Below are 24,652 nucleotides of genomic sequence, written 5' to 3' on the forward strand. Positions count from 1 at the left end.
CTGATGCACGGTGTTCCGCTGCGGCGCTACATGCTCGAGAGCGCCGAGCGCAAGGAGCACCCCAGCTTCGCCCCGCGCAGGCACCAGATCGATCTGCCCACCGCCTATCGCACCGTGCTGCTGGCGCGAGCCTGCGCCTACACCGGCGCGGTGGTGGGAGGGATCTTCGTCGGGCAGGCCCTGTTCCTGCTCCTCACCGGCACCGGCGACCCGCTCAGCGGGATCCTGCCCACCGCGGCCGCGGCTCTCGCCGGGATCGTGCTCGGAGTGCTCGGCGTGATCGTCGAGCGCTGGGGCCAGCTGCCCCCGGAGGATGGCGACGGCTCCGCGGAGAGCGCCGGGGTCGGGAGTTGAGCGGAGGCCGGGAGACGAGGTGCCGCGACCTGTTCGTCGACGGATCGTGCGCAGTCGGACCGCTCGGCGAGCGCACCTCGACCTCCGGTGAGGATGCTGTACCTCCGCGTCGACTTTCGACGGACCTGCAGCCCACGTGCGACGGAGCGCGCTCGGACCCGACAAGGTGACACGATGGCTCCCATGAGTTCCGCTCCCGATCATGCCGACGCGACCGTCCCCGCGCACCCCGAGGGCCTGCACACTGCCGATGAGCATGTCGCAGGTCTGCCCGCCGGGCACTCCGGCACCGACGCGGCGCTCTCCGGCGAGACGCTCGCCGACGAGATGCACTCCGACGAGAGGCTCTCCGAGGAGATGCTCTCCGACCACCCGGACGGTCTGCTCGGCGCCGACGTCCTCCGCCCGGTCTCGCCGGCGCTGATCCCCGCCCGTTACGTCGCCGCCATCGCCGGGTACGTGATCTGGACGCTGATGATCGCGGGAGCGATCGTCGGCGCTGTGCTCACCGGCTGGTGGTGGATCGGTGCGCTGGGGCTGCTTCCTCTGGTGATCCTGATCCAGAGCCTGCTGCTGACCCCGCGACGGGTGCGGGCGATCGGCTACCTGGACGCCGAGGAGGAGATCACGATCGCCTCCGGGATCATGTTCCGCTCCGTGCACACGATCCCCTACGGCCGGGTGCAATCGGTGAAGATCGACGAAGGCCCGGTGGACCGCAGGTACGGACTCGCCAAGCTCTCGGTGGCCACCGCCCACGGCGCCTCGAGCGTGGTCCTGCCCGGACTGCCGAAGCAGGAGGCGGAGCGCCTGCGAGCCCTGCTCGCCGAGCGCGGCATCGAGACCATGGCGGCGCTGTGAGCACGCCCGTTCCCGGCAGCACCCCCGCGCCGGACAGCACCCCGCACCCGGAGCCCGCTTCCGCGCTGGAGCCCGGTGCCGCACCGGAGCCCGCTTCCGCGCTGGAGCCCGGCGGCGCACCGGAGCCCGGTTCCGCTCCGGAGCCCGGCGACACGGCCGAGCGGCGTCGCACCCATCCGATCACGCCGCTCGTGACCGGCTGGAAGATCGTGGTGGGCATCATCGCGGTCCTCACCGCACAGAACATCGCGCGGCTGCTCGAGGACTTCACGATGCAACGTGCCCTGATCGGGGTGGGGGTCGTCGCGGCCGCCGTGGTGATCGCCATCCTCGCCTCCGCGCTGAGCTGGTGGTTCACCACCTATGCCGTCGACGAGGACGGGGTGTCCCTGCACTCCGGGATGATCAGCCGCTCCCGCGAGTACGCCCCTCGGGCCCGGATCGAGTCGGTCTCCGTCGAGCGCCCGCTGCTGGCCCGGCTGCTGGGCCTGGCGAAGGTCCGGGTGGAGGTCGCCGGTGGCGGCGAGTCCTACCTCGACATCCAGTACGTGAAGTCCGCCGACGCCGAGGAGCTGAGGCGCGGCATCCTCGGGGTGGCCGCGCTCGCCGCGCCGAGCGCCGGGAGCGCGTCCACGCCCGCAGCGGCCCAGGCTGCGTCGATCGCGTCCTCGGACCGGCTGAGCGAGGCCGAAGGTCGGGAGACGGTCGGTCGGGACTCGGATCATCCGGCGGCGGAGGGCCGCGCCGAGCCCGCCGGCGAGGGACGGCTGCAGAGCCTCCTGCACGACGGGGTCACCGACGGCGAGCAGATCGCCGCGATCCCCACCCGGCGGCTGGTCCACTCGCTGCTGCGCGACATCGGATTCCTGATCGGCATCGTGATGAGCCTGGTCGGTGTGCTTCTCGCGGTGGCGCTCGCGATCTGGCAGGAAGGGATCAACATCGCGATGTTCATCGCCCTCGCGCCCGCCGCGATCGCCGTCCCCAAGTACATCTTCGGTCGCATCGAGTCCGGCTGGGGCTTCGTCTCCCGCATCACCGACCGCGGGCTGCGGATGCGGCGCGGACTGGCCAACACCCGCACCGACAACATCGCCTCCGGCCGGATCCAGCGCTTCGAGCTGCGCCGCCCGCTGCTCTGGCGCTCCACGGGCTGGACCGCGGTCTCGGTGACCGTTGCCGGGATCGAGGACGATGACGAGAACGGTGCCTCGCACGTGCTCCCCGTGGGCACCCGCGAGGAGCTGCGGTCCACCCTCGGGCATCTCGCCGCCCCGCTCGGCACCGCCGACGACCTCGCGACTCTCGAGCACCTGCTCACCGCGCCCGCACGCCGGATCGACGGAATGCGCACCAGGGTCGGGCTGTACTGGATCTCCGCCCGCACCCGGGTGACCGTGCTGCTCCCGGGGGCACTCGTGCGCCGCAGCGGGATCCTCGCCCGACGCCTCGAGATCATCCCGCGCGAGCGCATCCAGGACGTCTCCCTCGAGGACGATCCCTTCAGTCGTCGGCTCGGAGTCCTCGACCTCCGAGTGGGAGGTGCGGGGGACACCCTGACCGTGACCGACCTGCCCCGCCAGGAGGTGCTCGCCCTGCACGCCGTGCTCCGCCGTGATGCCCGCACCCTGCGGCGCTATCGCGATCGCGCGCACTGGCCGCGGCCCGTGCTCGCCCTCACGGCGGCGACCGTCCCCGGCGCGGGGCAGCAGTCATGACCCCACCGCGCCTGGGCATCGGCGTGATCGGCGCGGGCCGGGTGGGCGCCGTGCTCGGCGCCGCTCTGCGCGCCGAGGGCCATGCGATCACCGGCGCCTACGCCGTCTCCGACGCCTCGCGGGAGCGCGCCGCCGAGCTGCTGCCGGAGGTCCCGCTGCTGGACGTGCCCGCCCTCGTCGAGCGCAGCGAGATGCTGCTGCTGGCCGTGCCGGATGACCAGCTCGCGTCCCTGGCCGCCGGGATCGCGGCGACCGGGATGGTGCCCGGCGGCCAACTGGTCGTCCACACCTCCGGCCGCTACGGCATCGAGGTGCTCGCCCCCCTGGCGGAGGCGGGCAGCGCCACCCTCGCCCTTCATCCCGCGATGACCTTCACGGGAACGCGCGCGGACCTCGCCCGCCTGATCGGCTGTCCGATGGGGATCACCGCGGCCCCCGAGCTGCTGCCGGTGGCCGCGGCACTCGTGGTCGAGCTCGGTGGGGAGCCCGCCGTGATCGCGGAGGGCGATCGGCCGCTCTATCACGCCGGCCTCGCGCACGTCGCCAATCATCTGGTCGTCCTCGTGGACCAGGCCAGGGAGACACTGTCCCGTCTGGGCATCGAGGACCCCGGTGCCTACCTCCGCCCGCTGCTCGAGGCCGCGCTGGACGAATCGCTCCGTCACGGTGCGAAGGCGCTGACCGGCCCGGTGGTGCGGGGGGATGCCGGGACCGTCGAGGCGCATCTGCAGGCGCTGGGCGATCTCGATGCGACCGGGACCCCGGGGGAGCGGGGCGATGTCTCCGACACGTACCGCGTCCTGGCGCTCGCGGCCCTGTCCCGTGCAAGACTCCCGCAGAGTGCTCGGGACACCATCCGGGCGCTGTTGGAGGATGACATGCCCACAGCGGATCGCGTGCCCAGGGAAGGCCGCATGCTCAGGGAGGACGAGGAATGACCCAGGAGCCGCCGCACGGCGCCCCGCCTCCCGCGGAGCCCGACGCTCAGCGCACGACACGCCTCGCCACGACCAGGGCCGCGCTGCAGGAGCTGCGCGCGACGATGCCTGGCACCGTCGCCGCCGTGCTCACCATGGGCTCGCTCCACGCCGGTCACCTCGCGCTCGTCCGGCGAGCCCGGGAGCTCGCCGACCACGTGATCCTCACCGACTTCGTCAACCCCCTCCAGTTCGGCCCCGGCGAGGACTACGAGGCCTACCCGCGGGACCTCGATGCCGATCTCGCCCTGGTCGACGGACTGGTCGACGTGGTCTTCGCCCCCTCGGTCCAGGAGATGTACCCGGTGCTGCCGCCGACGGTCTCCGTCACCGCGGGCCGCGCCGGCACCCTGCTCGAGGGCGCCGCCCGTCCCGGGCACTTCGACGGGGTGGTCACCGTGGTCACCAAGCTCCTGCACCTCACCTCCCCGCACCTGAGCGTCTTCGGACGCAAGGACGCCCAGCAGCTCGCCATCATCCAGCGTCTGGTCGCAGACCTCGATCTGCCGGTGCGGATAGAGGCGGTCGAGATCCAGCGCGAGGACTCCGGACTGGCGCGCTCCAGCCGCAACGCCTATCTCAGCCCGGCCGGCCGGGAGCAGGCGCTCGCCCTCTCGCGCACCATCGCCGCTGCAACGGGCGCCGCACCGTCGACCGGGGGGATCCTGGCCGCCCTCGACGCCGCGGTGGACCGGGCAGAGATCGACTGGGACTACGCCCACGCCCTGGACCCGACCACGCTCGAGCAGATCACCCCGGACCATCGCGGCGAGGTGCTGGTGGTGCTGGCGGGGGTGGTCGAGGGCACCCGGCTGCTCGACGCCGCTGTGGCGGTCACGACAGCCCCCTGATCCCACGGGCATTCCCAGCGGCAGTGATGAGACAATCGCCCCCATGAGCGAGAATTCCCCTGCCCTCGACACGACGGACACCTCCGACCAGGTCGCAGTCCGCAAGTCCAAGCGGGAGCGCCTGCTGGCGCGCGGCGAGGAGGCCTACCCGGTCTCGGTCCCCGTGACCGCCACCCTCGCCGAGGTGCGCGCGCAGTACGGTCACCTCGAGGCCGGCGAGGAGACCCAGGACGTCGTCGGCGTCGCAGGCCGTGTCGTCTTCCAGCGCAACACCGGGAAGCTTGCCTTCGTCACCCTGCAGGACGGCGCGGGGGAGCGCCTGCAGATCATGGCCTCGCAGGCCGTGATCGGCGACGATAGGCTGGCGGATCTCAAGGCCGACGTCGACCTCGGCGACCATGTCTTCTTCCACGGCCGGGTCGGGGCGTCCCGCCGCGGCGAGCTGAGCATCTTCGCGGACTCCTGGCAGATGGCCGCGAAGGCCGTGCGGCCCCTGCCGGTGCTCCACGCCGAGCTCTCCGAGGAGTCCAGGGTCCGACACCGCTACGTCGATCTCATCGTGCGCCAGGAGGCACGGGACACCGTTCGCCGCCGTGCCGAGGTCATGCACTCGCTGCGCACCTCCTTCCACGACCGCGACTTCGTCGAGGTCGAGACGCCGATGCTGCAGGTGATCCCCTCCGGGGCCGCTGCACGCCCGTTCGTCACCCACATGAATGCCTTCGACCTGGACCTCTATCTGCGGATCGCGCCGGAGCTGTTCCTCAAGCGCGCGGCCGTCGGAGGGCTCGAGCGGGTCTTCGAGATCAACCGGAACTTCCGCAACGAGGGCGCGGATTCCACGCATTCCCCCGAGTTCGCGATGCTCGAGGCCTACCAGGCCTACGGGGATTACGACACGATCGGGGACCTCACCCGCACGCTCGTCCAGGAAGCCGCTGAGAGGGCGACGGGATCCCAGGTCGTCACCCTCATCGACGGTTCGGAGTACGACTTCTCGGGGGAATGGGCGAAGATCACCGTCTATGGGTCCCTCTCGGAATCCCTCGGTGAGGAGATCACCCCCGAGACCACGCCGCAGCGGCTGAGGGAGATCGCGCGTTCGCTGGGCCTGGATCTCGATCACCCCAAGTTCGGGCATGGCAAGCTCGTCGAGGAGCTGTTCGAGAATCGCGTCGGCGATCATCTGTACGAGCCGACCTTCGTCCGTGACTTCCCGGTCGAGACCAGCCCGCTGGTGCGCGCGCACCGCTCGGAGCCCGGCGTCGTCGAGAAGTGGGACCTGTACGTGCGCGGCTTCGAGCTCGGCACCGGATATTCGGAGCTCGTGGACCCGGTGATCCAGCGCGAACGCTTCGCACAGCAGGCGCAGCTGGCGGCCCAGGGCGATGACGAGGCGATGCGTCTCGACGAGGACTTCCTCGAGGCGATGGAATACGCGCTGCCCCCGACGGGCGGAATGGGCATGGGAGTGGACCGACTGCTGATGGCCATCACCGGGCTGGGAATCCGCGAGACCATCCTCTTCCCGCTCGTGAAGCCGGAGGCCTGAGATGGATTCCGGGTTCTGGTTCGAAGCTGGAGCGCTGCTGCCCTCCATCGGCGTGGGGTTGCTGTTCTGGTTCGCGATTCGTGCCATTATGCGCGCGGATCGCCGTGAACGAGAAGCTGAACGTCGAGCCGAAGTCGAATACCGTCAGCGGCGGGCCGGAGATGAGCAGAATCACTCTGCCTGAACATTCTTCGTAATCGGATTGAAATCTACGTCGTCTCGACTGATACTGGTGCGCAGTGGCGAACTCACCAGAGCGCGCAACTTTTTATGACACCAGACCAACGAGGGGGAACCCCTATGGCACGGAAGACGTACGTGGAGCTCATCGACGATCTCAGCGGCGACAAAGCGGACGAGACCGTGAGCTTCGCCCTGGACGGCGTCGCCTACGAGATCGACCTGTCCGAGGACAACGCTGCTGCGTTCCGCGAGCAGGTCGGCAGCTGGGTCGACAAGGCGCGTCGCGTCGGCGGTCGCCGCGCCCGCGGCACAGCGTCCGGATCCGGCCGCAGCGGCTCGAACGATTCCGCACGGATCCGCGAGTGGGCCCGCGAGGCCGGCTACGAGGTCCCGGACCGAGGCCGCATCTCCGGCACCATCCGCAAGGCATACGAAGAGGCCCACGGGGAGTGATCCCCCCTGCTCCCACGCCGTAGGCCTGGGGAGCGCAGGCGCCGATGACCGGGCCCGTCACCACGAGGTGACGGGCCCGGTCCGTGCTCAGGCCGGTCGACGGCGACGGGACGTCCGGCGCTCACCAGCCGCGCGTGCACATGAGCTGCGCGTGCTCACCAGCCGCGCACGGTCCATGACGCCGCGTGCTCCGTGCCGGGGACCAGTCGCACCACGTCTGTTCCGCTGCGGAACGCATCTGGCGGGCAGGTCATCGGTTCCACGGCGAGCCCGCGACGATCGTGCTCCGGCTCCGGGCGATCACCCGTGTGGATCTGCAGCCAGGGGCACTCCGGCCCGGCGCTCAGCTCGACCCCGGTGCCACCCGGCGCGGTGACGGTGACCAGGAGGCGGCCCTGCTCATCGCGGCCCAGATCGGTGAAGGCGTGATCGATGAACAGGGGGCCGAGGATCCTCGCCGTCCCGAAATCGAACTCGCTCCCGGGCTCCACCGGCGCGGTGCCCGTGGGCAGGAGCCGGTCCTCGGTCACCGTGAGCACGGTTCCGGCGCGGACCTGAAGCGACCACTCATCCAGCGGCTCCGGCCCGGCGACCAGGTAGGGGTGCGGGCACACCCCGTACGGGGCGTCCTGCGCACCGAGGTTGCGGGCGGTCACGGTGGTGGTCAGCCCCTCCTGCGGGTCCAGTGCGTAATGCACCGTGAGCAGCAGGTGGAAGGGGTAGCCGGTCGACGGGAAGAGCTCGCTCCGCAGCACCAGCTCGTCCTCGGAGAGGGTCGCCGGGGTGAAGGACTGGAACGAGACCAGGCCGTGGAGGGCGTTGCCGCGCTCGGGTTCGCTCAGCGCGGTGCGGATCTCCCGGCCATCCCAGGTGTAGGTGCCGTCGCCGAGGCGATTGGGCCAGGGCGCCACGATCGCACCGCGGAAGAACAGCATCGGCCCCGTCTCGGGACTGCGCACCAGCAGGTCCCGGCCGTTGAGGGTGAGCGCCTCGAGAGTCGCGCCGACGGAGGAGACCTGCGCCCGGTACGGACCGGCCTCGAGGGTGAACAGCTCCCCACGGTCGCGAGCCGCGGAGTCGGGGGGCAGGTCGATCCCGGCGGTCTGGGTGGCGTTGTTCATGCGCTCTTCTCCTGGGTGCGGTCAGAGGTGCGGTCCGGGGTGCGGGTGCCCGCCGGTGTTCGGGTGGGCCGAGGTGTCGTCCTCGGTGCGGCGGCCGGCTCCTCCGGTGCGGGCTCAGGCTCCGGCTCGATGAGCACCACGTCGAGCCGACGGGGCCCGTGGACCCCCTCGACCCGGTCGAGCTCGATGTCGCTGGTCGCGCTGGGACCGGAGATCATGGTCCAGGCGGCGGTGGGATCCTCCGCCATGCGCTCGATCGCCTTGGGGACACCGAGCACCACCTGGGAGGAGTCGACGACCACCACATGGTGATCGGGGACGAGGCTGATCGCTCGGCGACCACCGATGTCGTCACCGCGGAGCACCAGGGTGCCGGTCAGCGCGATCGCCGTATGGCAGCCGGTGAGGACGGCGTCGATCCCATCGAGCTCGCGCGCCGAGGCGGTGCCGTCATCGACCACGAGGGTGGCGGCCACGTCGCCGAGCCACGACGAGGGCAGCCCGGAGGGGACCACGACGGTGCGGGCATCGCCCAGCACGTCGCCGATCACCGCCGGTGCGGCGGCGGCCGTGGTGCGATGGACGGTCGCCGTGTAGTCCTCCAGACGCTGGACCAGCACGCCGCGCACCTTCTCAGGGGCGGTGCGCAGCTCCTGCTTGTCGTCGGCCCGCTGATAGTCCCGGGGCACGTCCGCGGCATCGGTGACCGCATCGCGACGGGGGACCGCGAGGGCCGAGCGCACCCGTGCGAGGATCTCGTCCTTCGCGCTCATGCCGGGAGTGCGGGTGGGGCGGGTGTCCGTCCACTCGTTCATGAGCGCTCCTCGTTCCCGGCACCCTCGGCACCGGTGTCGTCCTCCGTGCCCGAAGCGGGGACGGACGCGGCAGCGGAGGCCTCCGCATCGGTGACCGGTCCCTGCTCGGCACGGTCCTTCTCCCGCTGATCCCACCAGGTGCGGAACGACGGGCCGGGCTTGGGCAGATCTCGGTGATCGGTCCACCCCGGCATCAGGGGCAGCATCCCCGGCAGCTTCCCGATGTTCTTGCCGGGCAGCATCGAGCTGACTGGACCGGCCGCCCTCACGGCGATGTCGTACGCGCGGGGGGAGGACATGAGCCTGCTCGCACCCTTGAGGGCCACGTCCCAGGTGCTGCGGAACTCGCCGTGCTCCTCCCGTCGGCGGTCCACGTCCTTGGTGCGCAGATGCACCAGGATCTCCGGGATGTCGATCTTCACGGGGCACACGTCGTAGCAGGCACCGCACAGGCTCGAGGCGTAGGGGAGCGTCGAGTTCGGATCGTCCGTGCCGGTCATCCCGGTCATCTGCGGCGAGAGGATCGCGCCGATCGGGCCGGGATAGGTCGAGCCGTAGGCGTGACCGCCGGTGCGCGTGTAGACCGGGCAGACGTTCAGGCAGGCGGAGCAGCGGATGCAGTGCAGGGCGCTGCGACCCTCCGGGTCCTCGAGCACCGCCGAGCGACCGTTGTCGAGCAGCACGAGGTGGAAATCCTCGGGACCGTCCCCGTCATGGACCCCGGTGAACAGGGTCGTGTACGGGTTCATCCGCTCACCGGTGGAGGAGCGCGGCAGCAGCTGCAGGAACACCTCGAGGTCCTGGAAGCTCGGCACGATCTTCTCGATGCCGACCACCGAGATGAGGGTCCTCGGCAGCGTCAGGCACATGCGTCCGTTGCCCTCGGACTCGACCACCACCAGCGTGCCGGTGTCCGCCACGGCGAAGTTGGCCCCGGAGATCGCCACCGAACCCGGCATGTCCAGGAACTTCTCGCGCAGGAAGCGTCGGGCCGCCTCGGCGAGCTCGCTCGGCTCGTCGGTGATCGACGGGTCCAGATCCGGCATCGCGGCCAGGAAGATCTCCCGGATCTCCGCACGATTGCGGTGGATCGCCGGCACCAGGATGTGGGAGGGGGTGTCATCGGCCAGCTGGACGATGAGCTCGGCGAGATCGGATTCGATCGCACGGATCCCCGCGTGCTCGAGCACCTCGTTCAGACCGATCTCCTGGGTGGCCATCGACTTGACCTTCAGGACCTCGCGGGCGCCGCGCTCGAGGGTCAGCCGGGTGACGATCTCCCCGGCCTCCTCGGCATCGCGAGCCCAGTGCACCACCCCACCGGCCGCGGTCACCGAGGCCTCGAGCTGTTCGAGCAGCTCTGGAAGATGATCGGTGACCTGCCACTTCAGAGCGCTTCCGGCATTGCGCAGCTTCTGCCAGTCCCGCACCTCGCGGACGACTGCGCTGCGCTTGGACTGGATGGTCGAGGTGGCGTGGCGGAGGTTCCCGCGCAGGGTCTCGTTCCCGAGCTCGTCACGGGCCGCAGCAGGGAAGCCCTGCTCGCCGCGCAGGTGCGAGCCCGGTGAGGCGTGCTGAGGGCGGACGGAGGGAATACCGAGGTGGACGGTGCTCATCGCGTCATCTCCTCCCGCTCGTTCCTCGCAGTTCGTCGACCGACGCCGGTGCTCATCGCGTCATCTCCTCCCGCTCGTGCCTCGCAGTTCGTCGACCGACGCCGGAGCTCATCGCGATTCCCTTCCCAGGATCGTCTCCGCCGGGACGAAGGGATCCTCCGTGGTCGAGGCGAGGATCTGTGCCAGGTGGATCGAGCGCGGAGCGGCACCGGTGCGGCGCAGCTTGCCGCCGATGTTCATCAGGCACGACGCATCGCCCGCGACGACGAAGTCCGCGCCGCTCGCCACCACGTTCGCCGCCTTGTCGGTGACCATCGCATCGCTGGTGGCGTCGTTCTTCACGGAGAAGGTGCCGCCGAAACCGCAGCAGGTGTCGGACTCGGGAAGGTTCCTCACCTCGATGCCCTCGACCGCGCGCAGGAGCTTCAGGGGACGCGCGCCCACCTTGAGGAAGCGCATCGAGTGGCAGGTGGGGTGGTAGGTCACCGAGTGCGGGAAGTACGCGCCGACGTCGGTCACCTTGAGCACGTCCACCAGGAGCTCCGAGAGTTCGTAGGTCTTGGACGCGACGGCCGCTGCGCGCTCCTCGAGCTCGCTGTCACCCTCGTGCCGGGCGACGGCCACGTGCTGGTCCCGGACGCATCCGGTGCAGGAGCCCGAGGGCATGACGATCGCGTCGATGCTGTCCAGCGACGGCTCGAAGGTGTCCACGAAGGAGCGCACCACCGGTGCGGCCTCGGTGAAGTAGCCCGAGTTGGTGTGCATCTGACCGCAGCAGGTCTGGCGCTTGTCGTACACCACCTCGTGGCCCAATCGCTCCAGCAGAGTGACCGTCGCGCGGGCCACATCGGGAGCCATCACGTCCACCAGGCAGGTGGTCATCAGGGAGATGCGCATCCGCTGTCCTTCTTCCTCGTCGAGCTCTGCGGTCGGGCGGGGAGCGCCGGCCCCCGGAGGCGCGTCGGCATCGGAGGCGCCGCTGCCCCGCGGGAAGCGCTCAGGAGTGGGTGAGCCCGAGTGCCTCGGCCGTGCGGTCCAGGGTGTGGTGGGCCTCGTCGGCATCGTCCGAGAGCGAACGACCCCAGCTGGGGACCATCTGGGTCAGCGCGGGGCGCCAGGCCTCGATGCGCTGGGGGAACATCTTCTCCAGCATGCCCAGCATGATGCTGGTGGCGGTGGAGGCACCGGGGGAGGCTCCGAGCATGCCGCCGATCGAGCCGTCCGCGGCGGTGATCAGCTGGGTGCCGAACTGCAGCACCCCGTGCTTGGACTTGTCCGGGGCGATGACCTGGACCCGCTGGCCGGCGGTGATCTCCTCCCAGTCGGCCTCGCGGGCCGAGGGCATGTACTCCAGCAGCGCCTCGAAGCGCTGGTGGTGCGTGGCCGCGAGCTGCGAGCCGAGGTACACCATCAGGTCGAGGTTGGGCGGGGCGACCGCGATCATCTGGGTGATGTTCGAGGGCTTCATCGACTCGAACAGGTCCGTGTACCGACCGGACTTCAGGAACTTCGGCGACCAGCCCGCGTACGGGCCGAACATGAGCGATCGCTTCCCGGCCACGAAGCGGGTGTCCAGGTGCGGGACGCTCATCGGCGGTGCCCCGACGGCGGCCTTCCCGTACACCTTCGCGTCGTGGCGGGCGATGATCTCGGGGTCGGTGCAGCGCAGCCACTGCCCGGAGATGGGGAAGCCGCCGAAGCCGCGGATCTCGTCGATCCCGGACTTCTGCAGCAGCGGCAGCGAGTAGCCGCCGGCGCCGACGAAGACGAACGGCGCTCGGACCACTCGGAGCGAGTCGTCCAGCGTGGAGCGCACCATCACGCCCCAGTCGGTGCCCATCCGGCGCAGGTCCACCACCTCCGACCCCGTGGAGACGGTGGTGCCGACGCGCGAGGAGTGCTCGAGCATCTGTCGGGTCAGCGCGCCGAAGTCGACGTCGGTGCCATCGGGCGAGCGGGTGGCCGCGATCGTCTCGGTGACGGGCCGGCCCTCGGCCACCAGCGGGGCCCAGTCGGCCAGCTGCGCATGCTCGGTCGTGAACTCCATGCGGTCGAACAGCGGGTTCGCGGTGAGCGCCTCATGACGCCGACGCAGGTAGTCCACGCTCTCCATCCCGTGGACGAAGCTCATGTGCGGCACCGTGTGGATGAACTCGCCGGGGTCCCCGATGCGATCGTTCTCCACCAGGTGCGACCAGAACTGCCGCGAGACCTGGAACTGCTCGTTGATCGAGATCGCCTTCGCAGGGCTGACGGAGCCGTCGACGTCCTGCGGGGTGTAGTTCAGCTCGCACAGGGCGCTGTGGCCGGTGCCGGCGTTGTTCCAGGCATCACTGGACTCGGCGCCCAAGGAGTGCAGTCGCTCGAGGACCACGATGTTCCAGCTCGGCTCGAGCTCGGTGAGCATCGCGGCGAGCGTCGCACTGGCGATGCCCCCACCGATCAGCACCGCGTCCGCGCGGGTCACGTCCAGGTCTGGCATGTCTCTCCGTTCCACTGTGCACAGGTCCCGCCCGGCGTCGGACGGTCGATCCTTCGCGCGCCGCCGAGCGGTCGTGCGTCCCAGCGTATCCCGTCAGGCCGTGAGGTCGGCGCGGGGGTCCGACGAGGTCACCGCCGGGTGGGCGGCGCGGGCGGCGGACGGTCCGGACGGGCCGCCGCGCGAGGACCGGGAGGCCGCGGCCGAGCGTTCGAGATCCTCCAGGATCAGCTCGATCCGACGCCCCAGCAGGCTCGTGGCGAGGTCGATCGCGGTGCCGGCGCCCAGCAGCAGTGCCACGGGCCACAGCAGGGTGCACACCGCGATCCATGCACCGAGACCGAGGGTCAGGGCGAGGAACCGCAGCGGGATCGTGCCGGGCACCAGGAGTGCCAGCCGCCAGGTCACCAGGAGGTCCTGCCGACGGATGCGGGGCACCGCCACAATCGCCGCGAGGCTCGCGGTCGACCACGACAGGCTCGCCACCGCCGCCCCGCCCAGCACATAGGCGCCCACCGCTCCGGGAGCGCCGCCGCTGATCACGATCCAGAGCATCGCTGCGGAACCGGCCTGGACCACCATCAGCGGGAGCATCCGCAGGTTCGCGGTGACGAGGTGCTCGCGGTAGCTGCGCCACATGGTCGGCAGCACCTTCACCGTCGCGCCGTGGCGGGAGGCGATCAGCGCATCGGCGCCGGCGACGCTCGCCGGCGCGACGCCGACCACGATCAGGCCGAGCAGGCTCAGCAGCGCCCAGAGGATCGAGATCCAGATCAGGAGCAGGACGCGCTCGATCGCCTCGTTCCCGCGGGTGACCCATGCGGGCACCTCGGAGGGGCCGCTCGGTCCAGGACGTCGACTCATGCATCCAAGAGTATCCCGGGTCACATGCGTCGGCCCTCAGCGACGGGTGCGAGGATCCCTCGAGAGGCCCGATGAGTCCGGAACGTCCCCGGGGCTCGGTCGGGATCATCCCTGGGCAGCGGCTCGCCATGCCGCGTGCGCCTCGCGCCGGACCCGGAGAGGCCCGATCTCTCGTCGGTGCGCGGTCTGGACGTCGACCCGGACATGCAGGCGGGGCGGAACGCCGAATGGTCCGCCCCGCCTCTCGCTGCACTCAGTGCTGGGCGTCGTACGCCTCCTGGTAGATGGAGAGCAGGTTGTCGACCCCGATCGAGGTGAACGCCTCCACGTGCGCCGTCCAGTCCGCGTCCTTGGTCAGGTCCGCCTTGCCCGTGGCGATGGACGCGAAGCTCTGCGTGAGCTGCTGGGTCAGATTCGCCTCGACCTCGCCGACCTGGGCGGACTGCTCCATGTCGAAGGCGAGGGTGGGGACCTTGAGCTCCTTGTCGATCCGGTAGGGCTCGTAGGCCTTGCCGGCCTCGTACAGCGAGGGCTCGATCGAGCCGGAGCCCTCCTCCACCGCCTCGCTGTGGCGCTGGGACATCGACTTGAAGAAGGGGCCCCACTCCCACCAGCCCTGGTCCTTCAGCTCGCCGCCGCCGGGCAGCACCTCGTAGACGGCCTGCTCGCCGTCGATGCCGACCAGGCCCTTGTCGGCGTAGTCCCAGCCCTTGCCCTGCTCGCCGCGGCCCATCGAGGTCGTCAGCCCGAGCTCGAACTGGTAGTCGGCCCAGCGGATCATCTGCACGGGGTCGGGGCAGGAGCTGGTGATGACGAAGTTCGGGGACCCGATCTGGTACCAGTCCCAGTCGCAGGTCCGGACCCCGCCGGGTCCCTCGAGCGGGGCCAGCGGCTGCATGATCCGGGCGACCGACTCGGGATCGGTCATGTCCGCTGCGGCGGTGAAGGAGCCCTGCGATGCACCGCTGATCACACCGAACTGGGGGCCGTCCGGCGAGTCGCCGAGCTTCTGGTACTGCTCCGGGGTGAGCGAGAGGATCCCGGGGGCGAAGTGGCCCTTGGTGAACTGCTCCTGGATCCAGATCATCCCCTCGCGGTAGGCGTCCTCCGAGGGGACCCAGCTGAGCTTCCCGTCGCGCAGGAGCATGTTGGTCGAGCTCACCTCGGTGAACGAACCCAGGAAGAAGTTGAACAGGTTCATCATCGTGGACGAGTCGGTGACGGTCAGCGCGGCGCCGGAGGGGACCTGATCGGAGGACTTCCACTCCTCCATGAGGGCCTCGTACTCCGTGAGCGACTGCGGGGCCGAGGCGCCCACCGCCTCGGCCCAGCGGGTGTTGTACCAGGTGCGCACATTCGAGGACTTGCAGTGGTAGCAGTCGTTCATCGACGGCACGGCGTACATCCGGCCGTCGGGCGCGGTGAACTGGGAGCGCATCTCGGGGAAGAGGTCGAACATCTCGCGGATGTGCGGCGCGTTCTCGTCGATGAGCTTGTCCAGCGGGATGAACAGGCCCTGTTGGCCGTAGACCGAGACCTGCGAGACGGAGAACAGGCTCATGCCGGTCATCAGCGCGTGGGGGAGGTCGCCGCCGGAGAGCATGGCGTTGACCTTGGTGGTGCCGTCCTCGCCGAGCGGGACCGGCTGGTAGGCGACCTTCACGCCGGTCGTCTCCTCGAGGTGCTGGGCGTAATAGTTCGAGGAGTAGTCGAGATCCGGGATGGTGCGTCCGAGCATCGTGAACTCGGTCGTGCCGTCGCCGAATGGTTCGAGCTTGCGCGCCTTCGGGCCCTTGTACTCGGGCGGGTAGTTGATGCCCCCGACCTCTTCGCCGAGCTGCACCGTGAGCTCGGCGCTGCCCTGCTCGTAGTCCGCTCCGCCGACGACCTCCTCGTCGGCGCCGCCACCGGACGCGTCGCCACAGGCGCTGAGCGCGGTCGGGGCGATGGCAGCGGCGGCGACGCCCGCGCCTGCTCGCCCGAGGAAGGCTCGGCGGCTGACCGAGCTGCGGGGGGTGTGGTTCATAGCGGGCTCCTTGTGGATGTGGCGTGGCGGAGGTGACGAAGGGGTCGGTTCGAGGGCGCCACGACACCGCACGACGTGGCGCAGGGAGGGCGGGGCCGCCGAACCGCCCCGCCGGGTGAGCTCAGAAGAGTCCGGCCTTGGCGGTCCGGCGGGCGAAGGCGTTCACGGCGATGAGCAGGATCAGCCCGATCACGCTGCGGAACAGGCCGATGGCGGTCGCGTAGCTGTACTGGGGGATCGGGCTCTTCAGCCCGACCTCGTACACATAGGTGTCGATGACCTGGGAGACCGTGAGGTTCAGCGGGTTCTGCATCAGCAGGACTTTCTCGAAGCCCACGCTCATGATCGAGCCGACGCTGAGGATCATGAGCACCACGGCGATCGGCAGGATGGCAGGCACGTCGATGTGCCACATGCGGCGCAGATGCGATGCGCCGTCGACCTTTGCGGCCTCGTGCAGCTCCGGCGGCACCGAGCTGAGAGCGGCGAGGTAGATGATCGCGCTGAACCCGGCCGTCTGCCAGATGCCGGACCAGACATAGGTGTGCCGGAACCAGGCGGGATCCGTGAGGAACGCCGGTGACTGGATGCCCAGCAGGCTCAGCATGTGCTGCACGATCCCCGTCTGCGGATCCAGGAGCATCACCAGGATGCCGACCACGACCACGACCGAGATGAAGTTCGGGGCGTAGGTGATGAGCTGGACGACCCGGCTGAAGTACTTCTGGCGCACGCCGTTCAGCGCGAGGGCCAGGATGATCGGGATGGGGAAGCCGGCGATCAGCTCGTACAGGGCGAGCACGAGGGTGTTCTTCAGCAGGAGTCCGAAGTTGTGGCTCGTGACGAACCGGGTGAAGTGGTCCAACCCCACCCACTCCGAGCCCGTGATGCCGCCGACGGGCGTGTAGTTGCGGAAGGCGATCTGGATCCCGTACATGGGCCAGTACGCGAAGATCACGACCCAGATGATCGCGGGCGCCACCAGCAGGTACAGCTGCCAGGAGTTCTTGATCCGGGTGCGCAGCGGGACACGGCGCTGTCCGTCGAGGGCGAAGGTCTTCTGGGAGCGCTTGGTGTCATCGACGCGGAGCTGGTCGACGAAGTCGGTCTGCTGCGAGCTCATGTGCGCTCAACCTTTCAGGGAACCGATCATCATGCCCTTGACGAAGTGCTTCTGCACGAACGGGTAGGCGATGAGCGGGGGGATCGAGGCGATGATGATCAGGGCGTACTTGAGCTTGTCGGCGAGCTGCTGCATGGCCAGGATCCGCTCGGGATCGGCGTTGGCCATCTTCGAGGGGTCGAAGGAGTTCTCCAGCAGGATGTTCCGCATGACGAGCTGCAGGGGGTAGAGGTCCTCGTCGGTGAGGTAGATCAGCGCGTTGAAGTACGAGTTCCAGGTCGCCACGCCGTACAGCAGCAGGTTCACCGCGATGATCGGCTTCGACAGCGGGATCGCGATCTGCAGGAAGAACCGCAGGTCGCTCGCGCCGTCGATCCGGGAGCACTCCAGCAGCTCGTGGGGGATCGTGGTCTGGAAGAAGGTGCGCGTCACGATCAGCTGCCAGACGCTCACCGCCGTGGGGATGATCATCGCCCAGATCGTGTTCAGCAGGCCCAGCGAGTTCACGACCAGGTAGGTCGGGATCATCCCGCCGGAGAACATCATGGTGAGGATGAAGGCGAAGGTGATGATGTTCCGCCCCACCAGGTCGCGGCGGGAGAGCGCGTAGCCGCCGGCGATGGTGATCGCGGTGCCCAGCAGCATGGACGCGCCGGAGTACAGCAGCGAGTTGAGGAATCCGCGGGGGATCGTCGGGTAGTCGAGCACCGCACGGTAGGCGTCGAGGCTGAAGTCGATCGGCCACAGCCACATCTCTCCCGAGGACACCGCCTGCGGCGAGGAGAGCGAGGCGCTGACGATGTAGACGAACGGATAGATGATCGTCAGCGTGAACAGGCTGAGCACGACCAGCAGCACGACGTTGAGGACGCGGTCCGAGCGCGGTTCCCTGATCCTGCGCGAGGGTCGGTTCTCGGCAGCGGGGGCTGTCGATGGTCCCACGGGCGCGATGGTCGCCATTCGATTCCTTCCGGGTTCCTCGTCGTCGAGGTGAACATGCTCATACTGAGGAAAGATCCCAGGTATGTCAACCGGATGGCCGTGACGGGGTCATGGCGGTACAGGTGGCGCACGGTTCACGACTGATCACACGTCTGCGAACAACTAGACATCCTAGGACTTGCCGGTTGGTTCGAGAGGTGCCCGACCTCGCGCGTGGCAGCGCATGCGTCGTGGGCGGGCTCGCCGGGAGGTGGGCTCGCGGCGAGGGCGGGCTCGTGCGGGCTCGGTGTTCGGGCGGACGGGGAGGGACCGTGGTGAAGACATCCCGACGGGCGCCGTGCGCACATCGTCGAGCCGCCGGCGAGGGGCGCACTCGAAGGCGGCTGAGGGTGCCTGGGCGGCCCACTGTTCGGGCGCCGGGCACCTCGTGCGCAGAGCTCCCCCTGCCGGCGGTCCCCGGCGAGAGGCATGCTCGAGGGGACGGGCAGGCTCAGGGGTCGACCGGCGGATCCCGTCGTTCGGAGACCGTGCGGCCCGGAGCGCTCTGCGTGTTCACCACGGTCCTGCGCGAGCGCAGCGCGAGGAGCAGGCCGACGAGGAACAGGACGGCGCCGGCGACCATCAGGATGGTGCCGAGCATGCCTCCATCCACGCCGGGCAGGTCGACCTCGAGGGCGAAGCGGACGATCGCTCCGAGGACGAAGAGGATGATGCCGCCGACGATGGCGCCCATAGGTGGCTCCTTGCGCACGAAGGTGTGATGCGCGTCATGCTACTGGAGTGCTCGGGATCGGGCCGCTCGTCGACCGCGGGGTAGGTCGAGCGTGCCAGGCCTCGTGGTCCAGCGCGCGGCGCACCTCGGGGATGCCCGGGAGGCGCATGCCGACATGCCCTCGACGAGCAGCCGTCACGCCTGCGGCGAACAGGCGTGGAATCCTCCCCGGGTCCGCGTACTCTCGATCCATCACCACCACCTGACGGGGGAGGACTCATGTTCGAACGCTTCACCGATCGCGCCCGCCGCGTCGTCGTCCTGGCGCAGGACGAGGCACGCCTGCTGAACCACAACTACATCGGCACCGAGCACATCCTGCTCGGCCTGATCCACGAGAACGAGGGCGTCGGCGCCAAGGCCCTCGAGGCCCTCGGCGTGACCCTCGACGCCGTGCGCGAGCAGGTCCGCGACATCATCGGCGAGGGCAACCAGACCCCCTCGGGCCACATCCCCTTCACGCCCCGTGCGAAGAAGGTGCTCGAGCTGAGCCTCCGCGAGGCGCTGCAGCTGGGTCACAACTACATCGGCACCGAGCACATCCTGCTGGGCCTGCTGCGCGAGGGCGAGGGCACCGCGGTCAAGGTGCTCTCCCGCCTGAAGGCCGAGCCCTCGGCCGTGCGCCAGGAGGTCATCGAGCGCCTCTCCGGCTATCAGGGCAAGGAGCCGGCCAACGCCGGCGGCCCCGCCGAGGGTCAGCCTGCGGGCTCGCTGGTGCTGGACCAGTTCGGTCGCAACCTCACCCAGGCCGCCCGCGAGGGCAAGCTCGACCCGGTCATCGGGCGCGAGATGGAGGCCGAGCGCGTGATGCAGGTTCTCTCGCGCCGCACCAAGAACAATCCCGTGCTGATCGGCGAGCCGGGCGTCGGCAAGAGCGCCGTGGTCGAAGGCCTCGCGCAGTCGATCGTGGCCGGCGACGTCCCGGAGACGCTCAAGGACAAGCAGCTGTACACGCTGGACCTCGGATCCCTGGTCGCGGGCTCCCGCTACCGCGGCGACTTCGAGGAGCGCCTGAAGAAGGTGCTCAAGGAGATCCGCACCCGCGGCGACATCATCCTGTTCATCGACGAGATCCATACGCTCGTCGGTGCGGGCGCCGCCGAGGGCGCGATCGACGCCGCCAGCATCCTCAAGCCGATGCTGGCCCGAGGTGAGCTGCAGACCATCGGGGCGACCACCCTCGAGGAGTACCGCAAGCACATCGAGAAGGACGCCGCTCTCGAGCGCCGCTTCCAGCCGATCCAGGTCGACCAGCCCTCCGTGGCCCACACCGTGGAGATCCTCAAGGGGCTGCGCGACCGCTACGAGGCGCACCACAAGGTGACGATCACCGATGCGGCGCTGGTCGCCGCCGCGAATCTCGCGGACCGGTACGTCAACGACCGCTTCCTCCCGGACAAGGCGATCGACCTGATCGACGAGGCCGGCGCTCGCCTGCGCATCCGCCGCCTCACGGCGCCGCCCGAGCTCAAGGAGTTCGACACCCGCATCGAGGCGACGCGCAAGCAGAAGGAGGAGGCGATCGACGGGCAGGACTTCGAGCTCGCCGCGAGCCTCCGCGACGAGGAGCAGAAGCTCAAGTCCGAGCGCGAGGACAAGGAGCAGGCCTGGCGCCACGGCGAGTCCGATGCCGTGACCACGGTCAGCGAAGAGGTCATCGCCGAGGTGCTCGCCGCCTCCACCGGCATCCCGATCGTGAAGCTTACCGAGGAGGAGTCCTCGCGGCTGCTCCACATGGAGGAGGAGCTGCACAAGCGGGTCATCGGGCAGAACGAGGCGATCAAGGCCATCTCCCGTGCGATCCGCCGCACCCGTGCCGGTCTGAAGGACCCCAAGCGTCCCGGCGGCTCGTTCATCTTCGCCGGCCCCACGGGCGTCGGCAAGACCGAGCTGGCCAAGGCGCTGGCCGAATTCCTGTTCGGTGACGAGGAAGCGCTCATCCAGCTGGACATGTCCGAGTTCGGGGAGAAGCACACGGCCTCGCGGCTGTTCGGCTCGCCCCCCGGCTACGTCGGCTACGACGAGGGTGGCCAGCTCACCGAGAAGGTGCGCCGCAAGCCCTTCTCCGTGGTGCTCTTCGACGAGGTGGAGAAGGCCCATGTCGACATCTTCAACTCGCTGCTGCAGATCCTCGAGGACGGTCGCCTCACCGACTCCCAGGGCCGGGTGGTCGACTTCAAGAACACCATCATCATCATGACGACCAACCTCGGCACCCGGGACATCGCCAAGGGCGTCTCGCTGGGCTTCAGCGCGGGCGGTGACCTCTCCACCGACTACGAGCGGATGAAGTCGAAGGTCCATGAGGAGCTCAAGCAGCACTTCAAGCCCGAGTTCCTCAACCGCGTCGATGACGTGGTGGTGTTCCCGCAGCTGTCCATGCGGGAGATCGTCGAGATCGTGGATCTCGAGATCGCGAAGCTCGAGGTCCGCCTGCGGGACAAGGACATGTCCCTCTCCCTCACTTCAGGCGCGAAGGGCCTCCTGGCAGAGAAGGGCTACGATCCTGTGCTCGGCGCCCGGCCGCTGCGTCGCACGATCCAGCGCGACATCGAGGACACGCTCTCCGAGCGGATCCTGTTCGGGCAGATCCAGGTCGGCGACGAGATCGTCGTCGACGCCGAGGGGGAGGGCCTGCTCGGTGAGCTGACCTTCGCACGTCGCGGCGAGAGCGGTGCGCTTGAGGAGATCTCCGAAGTCGTCGATGTCGAGTCGATGACCCAGGCCCGGGCCGAGGACGTCACTCATGCCGACGGCGCCGGCGCCCCGGACACGGACAGCGCAGAGGCCAGCGCCTCCTGACCGCCGGTGCCGGCCCTGCCCGCGGGGGGGGGCGGCACCGCCGTTCCACCCCGGTGCCCCGCCGGGAGATGAGCAGGACCGGGCCCGGACCGACCGGGACCGTGCACCCGCGTCGAGGATTCTGACACGCCCCGACGACGCCCCGAGGACCTCGGCGGAGAGGAAGCATGCGCGACACCATCGACTGGCTGCTGTCTCTGACCGGACAGGCGGAGGAGTGGATCCTCGGCGTCGCCGACGCCTGGTGGGTCCACCTCGTCGTGTACCTCTTCGCGGCGCTCGACGGCTTCTTCCCGACGGTCCCCAGCGAGTCGACGATCGTGAGCCTGTCATCCCTGTGGTCCTCCTCGGGGAAGCCCTCGCTGATCCTGATCGGCCTGGCCGCCTGGATGGGTGCCTGGACCGGCGACAACCTCGGCTACCTCATCGGCAGCAAGGTGGGCTGGCAGCGGTTCCGTTTCCTGCGCGAGGGGAAGGGGCGCAAGGCGGTCGAGACCGCGGAGCGCGGGCTCGAGAAGCGCGCACTGGTCTTCCTGATGACCGCGCGCTACATCCCCTTCGGTCGCACCGCGGTGAACCTGGTCGCGGGAGCGGTGCACTATCCGCACCGGCACTTCTGGCCCCGCTCGCTGCTGTCGACCTTCGTCTGGGCCGTGTACTCGTGCGCGATCGGCGCGATCGCCGGTGCGTGGTTCGCCGATCATCATCTGCTCGCGATCACCGTCGCGCTGATCGCCGCCGTGGTGATGGCCCTCCTGGTGGAGAGGATCATCGCTGCCATCCACCGGGCACTCGACAGGCGGGCTGCCCGTCGAGGACAGGCGCAGGACGCCGTCCTCGATGATGAGCCCGACGATGCCGGCCGGTCGGCCTCCGAGGACGAGTCGGCCTCGTCGGACAACCTGGCCCCCTCGGAGGAGCCGGTCTCCGAGAAGGTGCCTGGCACCGCGGAGGAGCCCGTTGCCGCCGGGGCGGAGCCCCCGGGCACCCCGTCTCAGGGAGAGAACAGCCCCGCATGAGCATCACCCTCCGTCCCGCGCTCCCCGCCGACGTGCGCGGTATCAACCGACTCGTCGAGCCGATGACCCATACGGGGATCCTGCTCGGCAAGGACCTGGTGTCCTACTACGAAGCCGTCCAGGAGTTCCTGGTGGCAGTCGACGGGGACGGCGAGGTCGTCGGCTGCGGTGCCCTCCACGTGATGTGGGAGGACCTCGCCGAGGTGCGCACCCTCGCGGTGGGGGAGGAGCAGCGCGGTACCGGTCTCGGCCACCAGCTGCTGGACGCCCTGCTCGACCGTGCCGAACAGCTCGGCCTGCAGCGGGTCTTCTGTCTGACCTTCGAGGTCGAGTTCTTCAGCCGGCACGGCTTCGAGGTCATGAGCGAGACCGTGGACCCCGACATCTACAGCCAGCTGCTGCGCTCCCCGGACGAGGGGATCGCCGAGTTCCTGGACCTGGCCCGGGTCAAGCCCAACACCCTCGGCAACACACGCATGATCAAGTCTCTCGCCGCGCAGAGCTGAGCCACGTTCCGCAGCGCCGAGCCAGTCCCCGTGCAGCCGATCCTGCGGGGCCCGCGTGGCTGCCTCGGCGACCTTCAGCGCCTGTTCCGGCGCCCCTCAGGGCAGTCGCAGCTGCGACCCGTCCCGGACCGCGAGGCCGTCGACGATCAGCGTCCGCAGGCAGCGTTCCACCCGGCGCGGATCGTCGACGTCGAGGGAGAGCAGCGACTCCTCGGAGGCCGCGCCGTCGCGCCGCAGCAGCGCCATGATCATCCCGCGCATCTGTCGGTCCGTGCCCTCGAACGGCTGGCGGCGACGAGTGCCTTCAGCCGCTGCCGGGCGGCCGGCGGCGAACCATGCGCAGCCTTCCGCGGCCAGCGGGCACTGCTCGCAGCGCGGAGTCCGAGCGGTGCAGACCAGTGCTCCCAGCTCCATCACCGCCTGGTTCCATTGCACCGAGCGCGTGCGCTCGGCGGGCAAGCTGCGAGTGGCGAGCGCGCGCTCCGCAGCGCTGTAGGAGCGGTCCGGCAGCTCGCGACCGAGCAGGCTGCGGGCCAGCACTCGACGGATGTTGGTGTCGACCACCACTGCACGGCCCTGGTGGGCGAAGGCGGTGACGGCGGCGGCTGTGTACTCGCCGATGCCGGGCAGCGCGCGAAGGGACTCCTCACCGCGGGGCACCTGCCCGCCATGCTCGCGCACGATGGCCCGGGCGCACTCCTGCAGGCGCAGAGCTCGCCGCGGGTAGCCCAGCCTGTCCCAGCAGCGCAGCACCTCCGCCGTCGGGGCGTCGGCCAGACCTGCCGGGGTGGGCCAGCGCTGCATCCACTCCTGCCAGCGGGGCAGCACTCGCACCACCGGGGTCTGCTGGAGCATCACCTCGGAGACCAGGATCGCCCAAGGGGAGACGTCAGCGTGCCTCCACGGCAGATCCCGCCCGGCCTTGGTGAACCAGGTGATCACCGCGTCGATGCTCGTGCGGTCGGCAGCGACCTCTGCGGCGTTCACAGGGACGACCTCCGTGGTGGTGGACATTTCGGTGGATCTCTCGGTGGACTCCACGGTCACCTCTTCGGTCGCCTTCCCCTCGCCCGGGCATGCGCGAACGGCGCGGGCCGGAGCCTCTCGGCCCAGGCCCGCGCCGGGGGATGAGGGTGCCGCAGCACCGTCCATGATGCTCAGACCTGCGGGGTGGTCCCGCCGGGCTGGGTGGTGCCGCCGCGGTGCGCAGTGAGCGCGTCACGGATCTCGGTGAGCAGGACGATGTCCTCGGAGACCGCGGTCTCCTCCTCCTCGGGCAGGCCACGACGCTTGCGGTCGAGCTTGCGCGCGTGGGAGATCGGCAGCACGAAGACGAAGTAGACGACCGCCGCAGTGATCAGGAACGCGATGACCGCGGAGAGGATCGCGCCGATGTCGACGAGGGTCGCGTCATTGGTGATCTTGAAGGCGAGGCCGTTGACATTGCCGCCGCCGAACACGTTGATGACCGGCTGGATCAGGTTGTCCACGAAGGCGCCGATCAGTGCGGTGAACGCACCACCGATGACGACACCGACCGCAAGATCGATGACGTTGCCCTGCATGACGAAGTCTTTGAAACCCTTCATGGGGTCTTCCTTACGGGGTCGGGGATGTG

General features: G+C 69.6%; 23 protein-coding genes. 11 read left to right on the plus strand and 12 right to left on the minus strand.

The window, feature by feature from the left end; genetic code table 11:
• From VF289_RS09350 to VF289_RS09385, 8 genes are all read left to right on the plus strand, one after another.
• Nucleotides 1-354: DUF3180 domain-containing protein (locus VF289_RS09350; protein ID WP_330883376.1), on the plus strand; the 354-nt coding region annotated here is incomplete at its 5' end.
• A 183-nt stretch (nucleotides 355-537) separates the two neighbouring features.
• The gene (locus tag VF289_RS09355) at nucleotides 538-1,215 is read left to right on the plus strand and encodes a PH domain-containing protein (protein WP_330883378.1); all 678 of its coding nucleotides are present in this window, start codon (nucleotides 538-540) and stop codon (nucleotides 1,213-1,215) included.
• On the plus strand, nucleotides 1,212-2,933 hold the full coding sequence (locus VF289_RS09360; RefSeq protein ID WP_330883380.1) for a PH domain-containing protein: 1,722 nt from the start codon (nucleotides 1,212-1,214) through the stop codon (nucleotides 2,931-2,933). The genes VF289_RS09355 and VF289_RS09360 overlap by 4 nt, the downstream gene beginning before the upstream one ends.
• Complete coding sequence (locus VF289_RS09365; RefSeq protein ID WP_330883382.1) at nucleotides 2,930-3,871, plus strand: Rossmann-like and DUF2520 domain-containing protein; 942 nt, start codon at nucleotides 2,930-2,932, stop codon at nucleotides 3,869-3,871. The genes VF289_RS09360 and VF289_RS09365 overlap by 4 nt, the downstream gene beginning before the upstream one ends.
• The gene (panC, locus tag VF289_RS09370) at nucleotides 3,868-4,761 is read left to right on the plus strand and encodes a pantoate--beta-alanine ligase (RefSeq protein ID WP_330883384.1); all 894 of its coding nucleotides are present in this window, start codon (nucleotides 3,868-3,870) and stop codon (nucleotides 4,759-4,761) included. Before VF289_RS09365 ends, panC begins: the two co-directional genes overlap by 4 nt.
• A gap of 43 nt (nucleotides 4,762-4,804) precedes the next feature.
• Entirely contained in the window at nucleotides 4,805-6,313 is a 1,509-nt protein-coding gene (gene lysS, locus VF289_RS09375; RefSeq protein WP_330883386.1) for a lysine--tRNA ligase, read from the plus strand.
• Between the two features lies 1 nt (nucleotide 6,314).
• Nucleotides 6,315-6,497 (plus strand): hypothetical protein, encoded by a 183-nt coding sequence (locus VF289_RS09380; protein WP_330883388.1) that lies wholly within the window; start codon nucleotides 6,315-6,317, stop codon nucleotides 6,495-6,497.
• A gap of 116 nt (nucleotides 6,498-6,613) precedes the next feature.
• Nucleotides 6,614-6,949: an Lsr2 family protein gene (locus tag VF289_RS09385; protein WP_330883390.1), complete on the plus strand. Its 336-nt coding sequence runs from the start codon at nucleotides 6,614-6,616 to the stop codon at nucleotides 6,947-6,949.
• A 155-nt stretch (nucleotides 6,950-7,104) separates the two neighbouring features.
• Here VF289_RS09385 and VF289_RS09390 read toward each other — a convergent pair whose 3' ends face one another.
• From VF289_RS09390 to VF289_RS09435, 10 genes are all read right to left on the minus strand, one after another.
• The gene (locus tag VF289_RS09390) at nucleotides 7,105-8,070 is read right to left on the minus strand and encodes an aldose 1-epimerase family protein (RefSeq protein WP_330883392.1); all 966 of its coding nucleotides are present in this window, start codon (nucleotides 8,068-8,070) and stop codon (nucleotides 7,105-7,107) included.
• Entirely contained in the window at nucleotides 8,067-8,885 is an 819-nt protein-coding gene (locus VF289_RS09395) for a LutC/YkgG family protein (RefSeq protein ID WP_330883394.1), read from the minus strand. The genes VF289_RS09390 and VF289_RS09395 overlap by 4 nt, the downstream gene beginning before the upstream one ends.
• A complete protein-coding gene (locus VF289_RS09400) occupies nucleotides 8,882-10,501 on the minus strand; it encodes a lactate utilization protein B (protein ID WP_330883396.1) in 1,620 nt (539 codons plus the stop codon). Before VF289_RS09400 ends, VF289_RS09395 begins: the two co-directional genes overlap by 4 nt.
• 108 nt (nucleotides 10,502-10,609) lie before the next feature.
• On the minus strand, nucleotides 10,610-11,398 hold the full coding sequence (locus VF289_RS09405) for a (Fe-S)-binding protein (protein WP_330883397.1): 789 nt from the start codon (nucleotides 11,396-11,398) through the stop codon (nucleotides 10,610-10,612).
• Nucleotides 11,399-11,498: 100 nt separating this feature from the next.
• Entirely contained in the window at nucleotides 11,499-12,983 is a 1,485-nt protein-coding gene (locus VF289_RS09410; protein ID WP_330883399.1) for a malate:quinone oxidoreductase, read from the minus strand.
• 93 nt (nucleotides 12,984-13,076) lie between these two features.
• Nucleotides 13,077-13,844 carry a DUF624 domain-containing protein gene (locus tag VF289_RS09415; protein ID WP_330883401.1) on the minus strand — a complete coding sequence of 256 codons (768 nt, stop codon included), beginning with the start codon at nucleotides 13,842-13,844 and terminating at the stop codon, nucleotides 13,077-13,079.
• 253 nt (nucleotides 13,845-14,097) lie between these two features.
• Entirely contained in the window at nucleotides 14,098-15,870 is a 1,773-nt protein-coding gene (locus tag VF289_RS09420; protein WP_330883403.1) for a hypothetical protein, read from the minus strand.
• A 121-nt stretch (nucleotides 15,871-15,991) separates the two neighbouring features.
• A complete protein-coding gene (locus tag VF289_RS09425) occupies nucleotides 15,992-16,993 on the minus strand; it encodes an ABC transporter permease (RefSeq protein WP_330883405.1) in 1,002 nt (333 codons plus the stop codon).
• 6 nt (nucleotides 16,994-16,999) lie between these two features.
• The gene (locus VF289_RS09430) at nucleotides 17,000-17,953 is read right to left on the minus strand and encodes a carbohydrate ABC transporter permease (protein WP_330883407.1); all 954 of its coding nucleotides are present in this window, start codon (nucleotides 17,951-17,953) and stop codon (nucleotides 17,000-17,002) included.
• A 472-nt stretch (nucleotides 17,954-18,425) separates the two neighbouring features.
• On the minus strand, nucleotides 18,426-18,668 hold the full coding sequence (locus VF289_RS09435) for a DUF6458 family protein (protein ID WP_330883409.1): 243 nt from the start codon (nucleotides 18,666-18,668) through the stop codon (nucleotides 18,426-18,428).
• A gap of 258 nt (nucleotides 18,669-18,926) precedes the next feature.
• Here VF289_RS09435 and VF289_RS09440 point away from each other — a divergent pair, with 258 nt between their 5' ends.
• The 3 genes from VF289_RS09440 to VF289_RS09450 all read left to right on the plus strand — a co-directional run bounded on the left by VF289_RS09440 (nucleotide 18,927) and on the right by VF289_RS09450 (nucleotide 23,034).
• Entirely contained in the window at nucleotides 18,927-21,509 is a 2,583-nt protein-coding gene (locus VF289_RS09440) for an ATP-dependent Clp protease ATP-binding subunit (protein ID WP_330883411.1), read from the plus strand.
• Between the two features lie 167 nt (nucleotides 21,510-21,676).
• On the plus strand, nucleotides 21,677-22,528 hold the full coding sequence (locus tag VF289_RS09445; protein WP_330883413.1) for a DedA family protein: 852 nt from the start codon (nucleotides 21,677-21,679) through the stop codon (nucleotides 22,526-22,528).
• The gene (locus VF289_RS09450; RefSeq protein WP_330883415.1) at nucleotides 22,525-23,034 is read left to right on the plus strand and encodes an amino-acid N-acetyltransferase; all 510 of its coding nucleotides are present in this window, start codon (nucleotides 22,525-22,527) and stop codon (nucleotides 23,032-23,034) included. Before VF289_RS09445 ends, VF289_RS09450 begins: the two co-directional genes overlap by 4 nt.
• A gap of 96 nt (nucleotides 23,035-23,130) precedes the next feature.
• Here VF289_RS09450 and VF289_RS09455 read toward each other — a convergent pair whose 3' ends face one another.
• Both VF289_RS09455 and mscL read right to left on the minus strand, forming a co-directional pair.
• The gene (locus VF289_RS09455; protein WP_330883417.1) at nucleotides 23,131-24,048 is read right to left on the minus strand and encodes an A/G-specific adenine glycosylase; all 918 of its coding nucleotides are present in this window, start codon (nucleotides 24,046-24,048) and stop codon (nucleotides 23,131-23,133) included.
• 143 nt (nucleotides 24,049-24,191) lie between these two features.
• A complete protein-coding gene (gene mscL / locus VF289_RS09460; protein WP_330883419.1) occupies nucleotides 24,192-24,623 on the minus strand; it encodes a large conductance mechanosensitive channel protein MscL in 432 nt (143 codons plus the stop codon).
• Nucleotides 24,624-24,652 lie beyond the last annotated feature (29 nt).

The organism is Brachybacterium sp., assembly GCF_036379615.1.
Lineage (GTDB): Bacteria > Actinomycetota > Actinomycetes > Actinomycetales > Dermabacteraceae > Brachybacterium.

Bases quoted from the DNA above. Each gene is read 5' to 3' on its own strand.
- VF289_RS09355 (WP_330883378.1), top strand. From the start codon at position 538: ATGAGTTCCGCTCCCGATCATGCCGACGCGACCGTCCCCGCGCACCCC.
- VF289_RS09365 (WP_330883382.1), top strand. From the start codon at position 2,930: ATGACCCCACCGCGCCTGGGCATCGGCGTGATCGGCGCGGGCCGGGTG.
- panC (WP_330883384.1), top strand. From the start codon at position 3,868: ATGACCCAGGAGCCGCCGCACGGCGCCCCGCCTCCCGCGGAGCCCGAC.
- lysS (WP_330883386.1), top strand. From the start codon at position 4,805: ATGAGCGAGAATTCCCCTGCCCTCGACACGACGGACACCTCCGACCAG.
- VF289_RS09380 (WP_330883388.1), top strand. From the start codon at position 6,315: ATGGATTCCGGGTTCTGGTTCGAAGCTGGAGCGCTGCTGCCCTCCATC.
- VF289_RS09385 (WP_330883390.1), top strand. From the start codon at position 6,614: ATGGCACGGAAGACGTACGTGGAGCTCATCGACGATCTCAGCGGCGAC.
- VF289_RS09390 (WP_330883392.1), bottom strand. From the start codon at position 8,070: ATGAACAACGCCACCCAGACCGCCGGGATCGACCTGCCCCCCGACTCC.
- VF289_RS09395 (WP_330883394.1), bottom strand. From the start codon at position 8,885: ATGAACGAGTGGACGGACACCCGCCCCACCCGCACTCCCGGCATGAGC.
- VF289_RS09400 (WP_330883396.1), bottom strand. From the start codon at position 10,501: ATGAGCACCGTCCACCTCGGTATTCCCTCCGTCCGCCCTCAGCACGCC.
- VF289_RS09405 (WP_330883397.1), bottom strand. From the start codon at position 11,398: ATGCGCATCTCCCTGATGACCACCTGCCTGGTGGACGTGATGGCTCCC.
- VF289_RS09410 (WP_330883399.1), bottom strand. From the start codon at position 12,983: ATGCCAGACCTGGACGTGACCCGCGCGGACGCGGTGCTGATCGGTGGG.
- VF289_RS09415 (WP_330883401.1), bottom strand. From the start codon at position 13,844: ATGAGTCGACGTCCTGGACCGAGCGGCCCCTCCGAGGTGCCCGCATGG.
- VF289_RS09420 (WP_330883403.1), bottom strand. From the start codon at position 15,870: ATGAACCACACCCCCCGCAGCTCGGTCAGCCGCCGAGCCTTCCTCGGG.
- VF289_RS09425 (WP_330883405.1), bottom strand. From the start codon at position 16,993: ATGAGCTCGCAGCAGACCGACTTCGTCGACCAGCTCCGCGTCGATGAC.
- VF289_RS09430 (WP_330883407.1), bottom strand. From the start codon at position 17,953: ATGGCGACCATCGCGCCCGTGGGACCATCGACAGCCCCCGCTGCCGAG.
- VF289_RS09435 (WP_330883409.1), bottom strand. From the start codon at position 18,668: ATGGGCGCCATCGTCGGCGGCATCATCCTCTTCGTCCTCGGAGCGATC.
- VF289_RS09440 (WP_330883411.1), top strand. From the start codon at position 18,927: ATGTTCGAACGCTTCACCGATCGCGCCCGCCGCGTCGTCGTCCTGGCG.
- VF289_RS09445 (WP_330883413.1), top strand. From the start codon at position 21,677: ATGCGCGACACCATCGACTGGCTGCTGTCTCTGACCGGACAGGCGGAG.
- VF289_RS09450 (WP_330883415.1), top strand. From the start codon at position 22,525: ATGAGCATCACCCTCCGTCCCGCGCTCCCCGCCGACGTGCGCGGTATC.
- VF289_RS09455 (WP_330883417.1), bottom strand. From the start codon at position 24,048: ATGTCCACCACCACGGAGGTCGTCCCTGTGAACGCCGCAGAGGTCGCT.
- mscL (WP_330883419.1), bottom strand. From the start codon at position 24,623: ATGAAGGGTTTCAAAGACTTCGTCATGCAGGGCAACGTCATCGATCTT.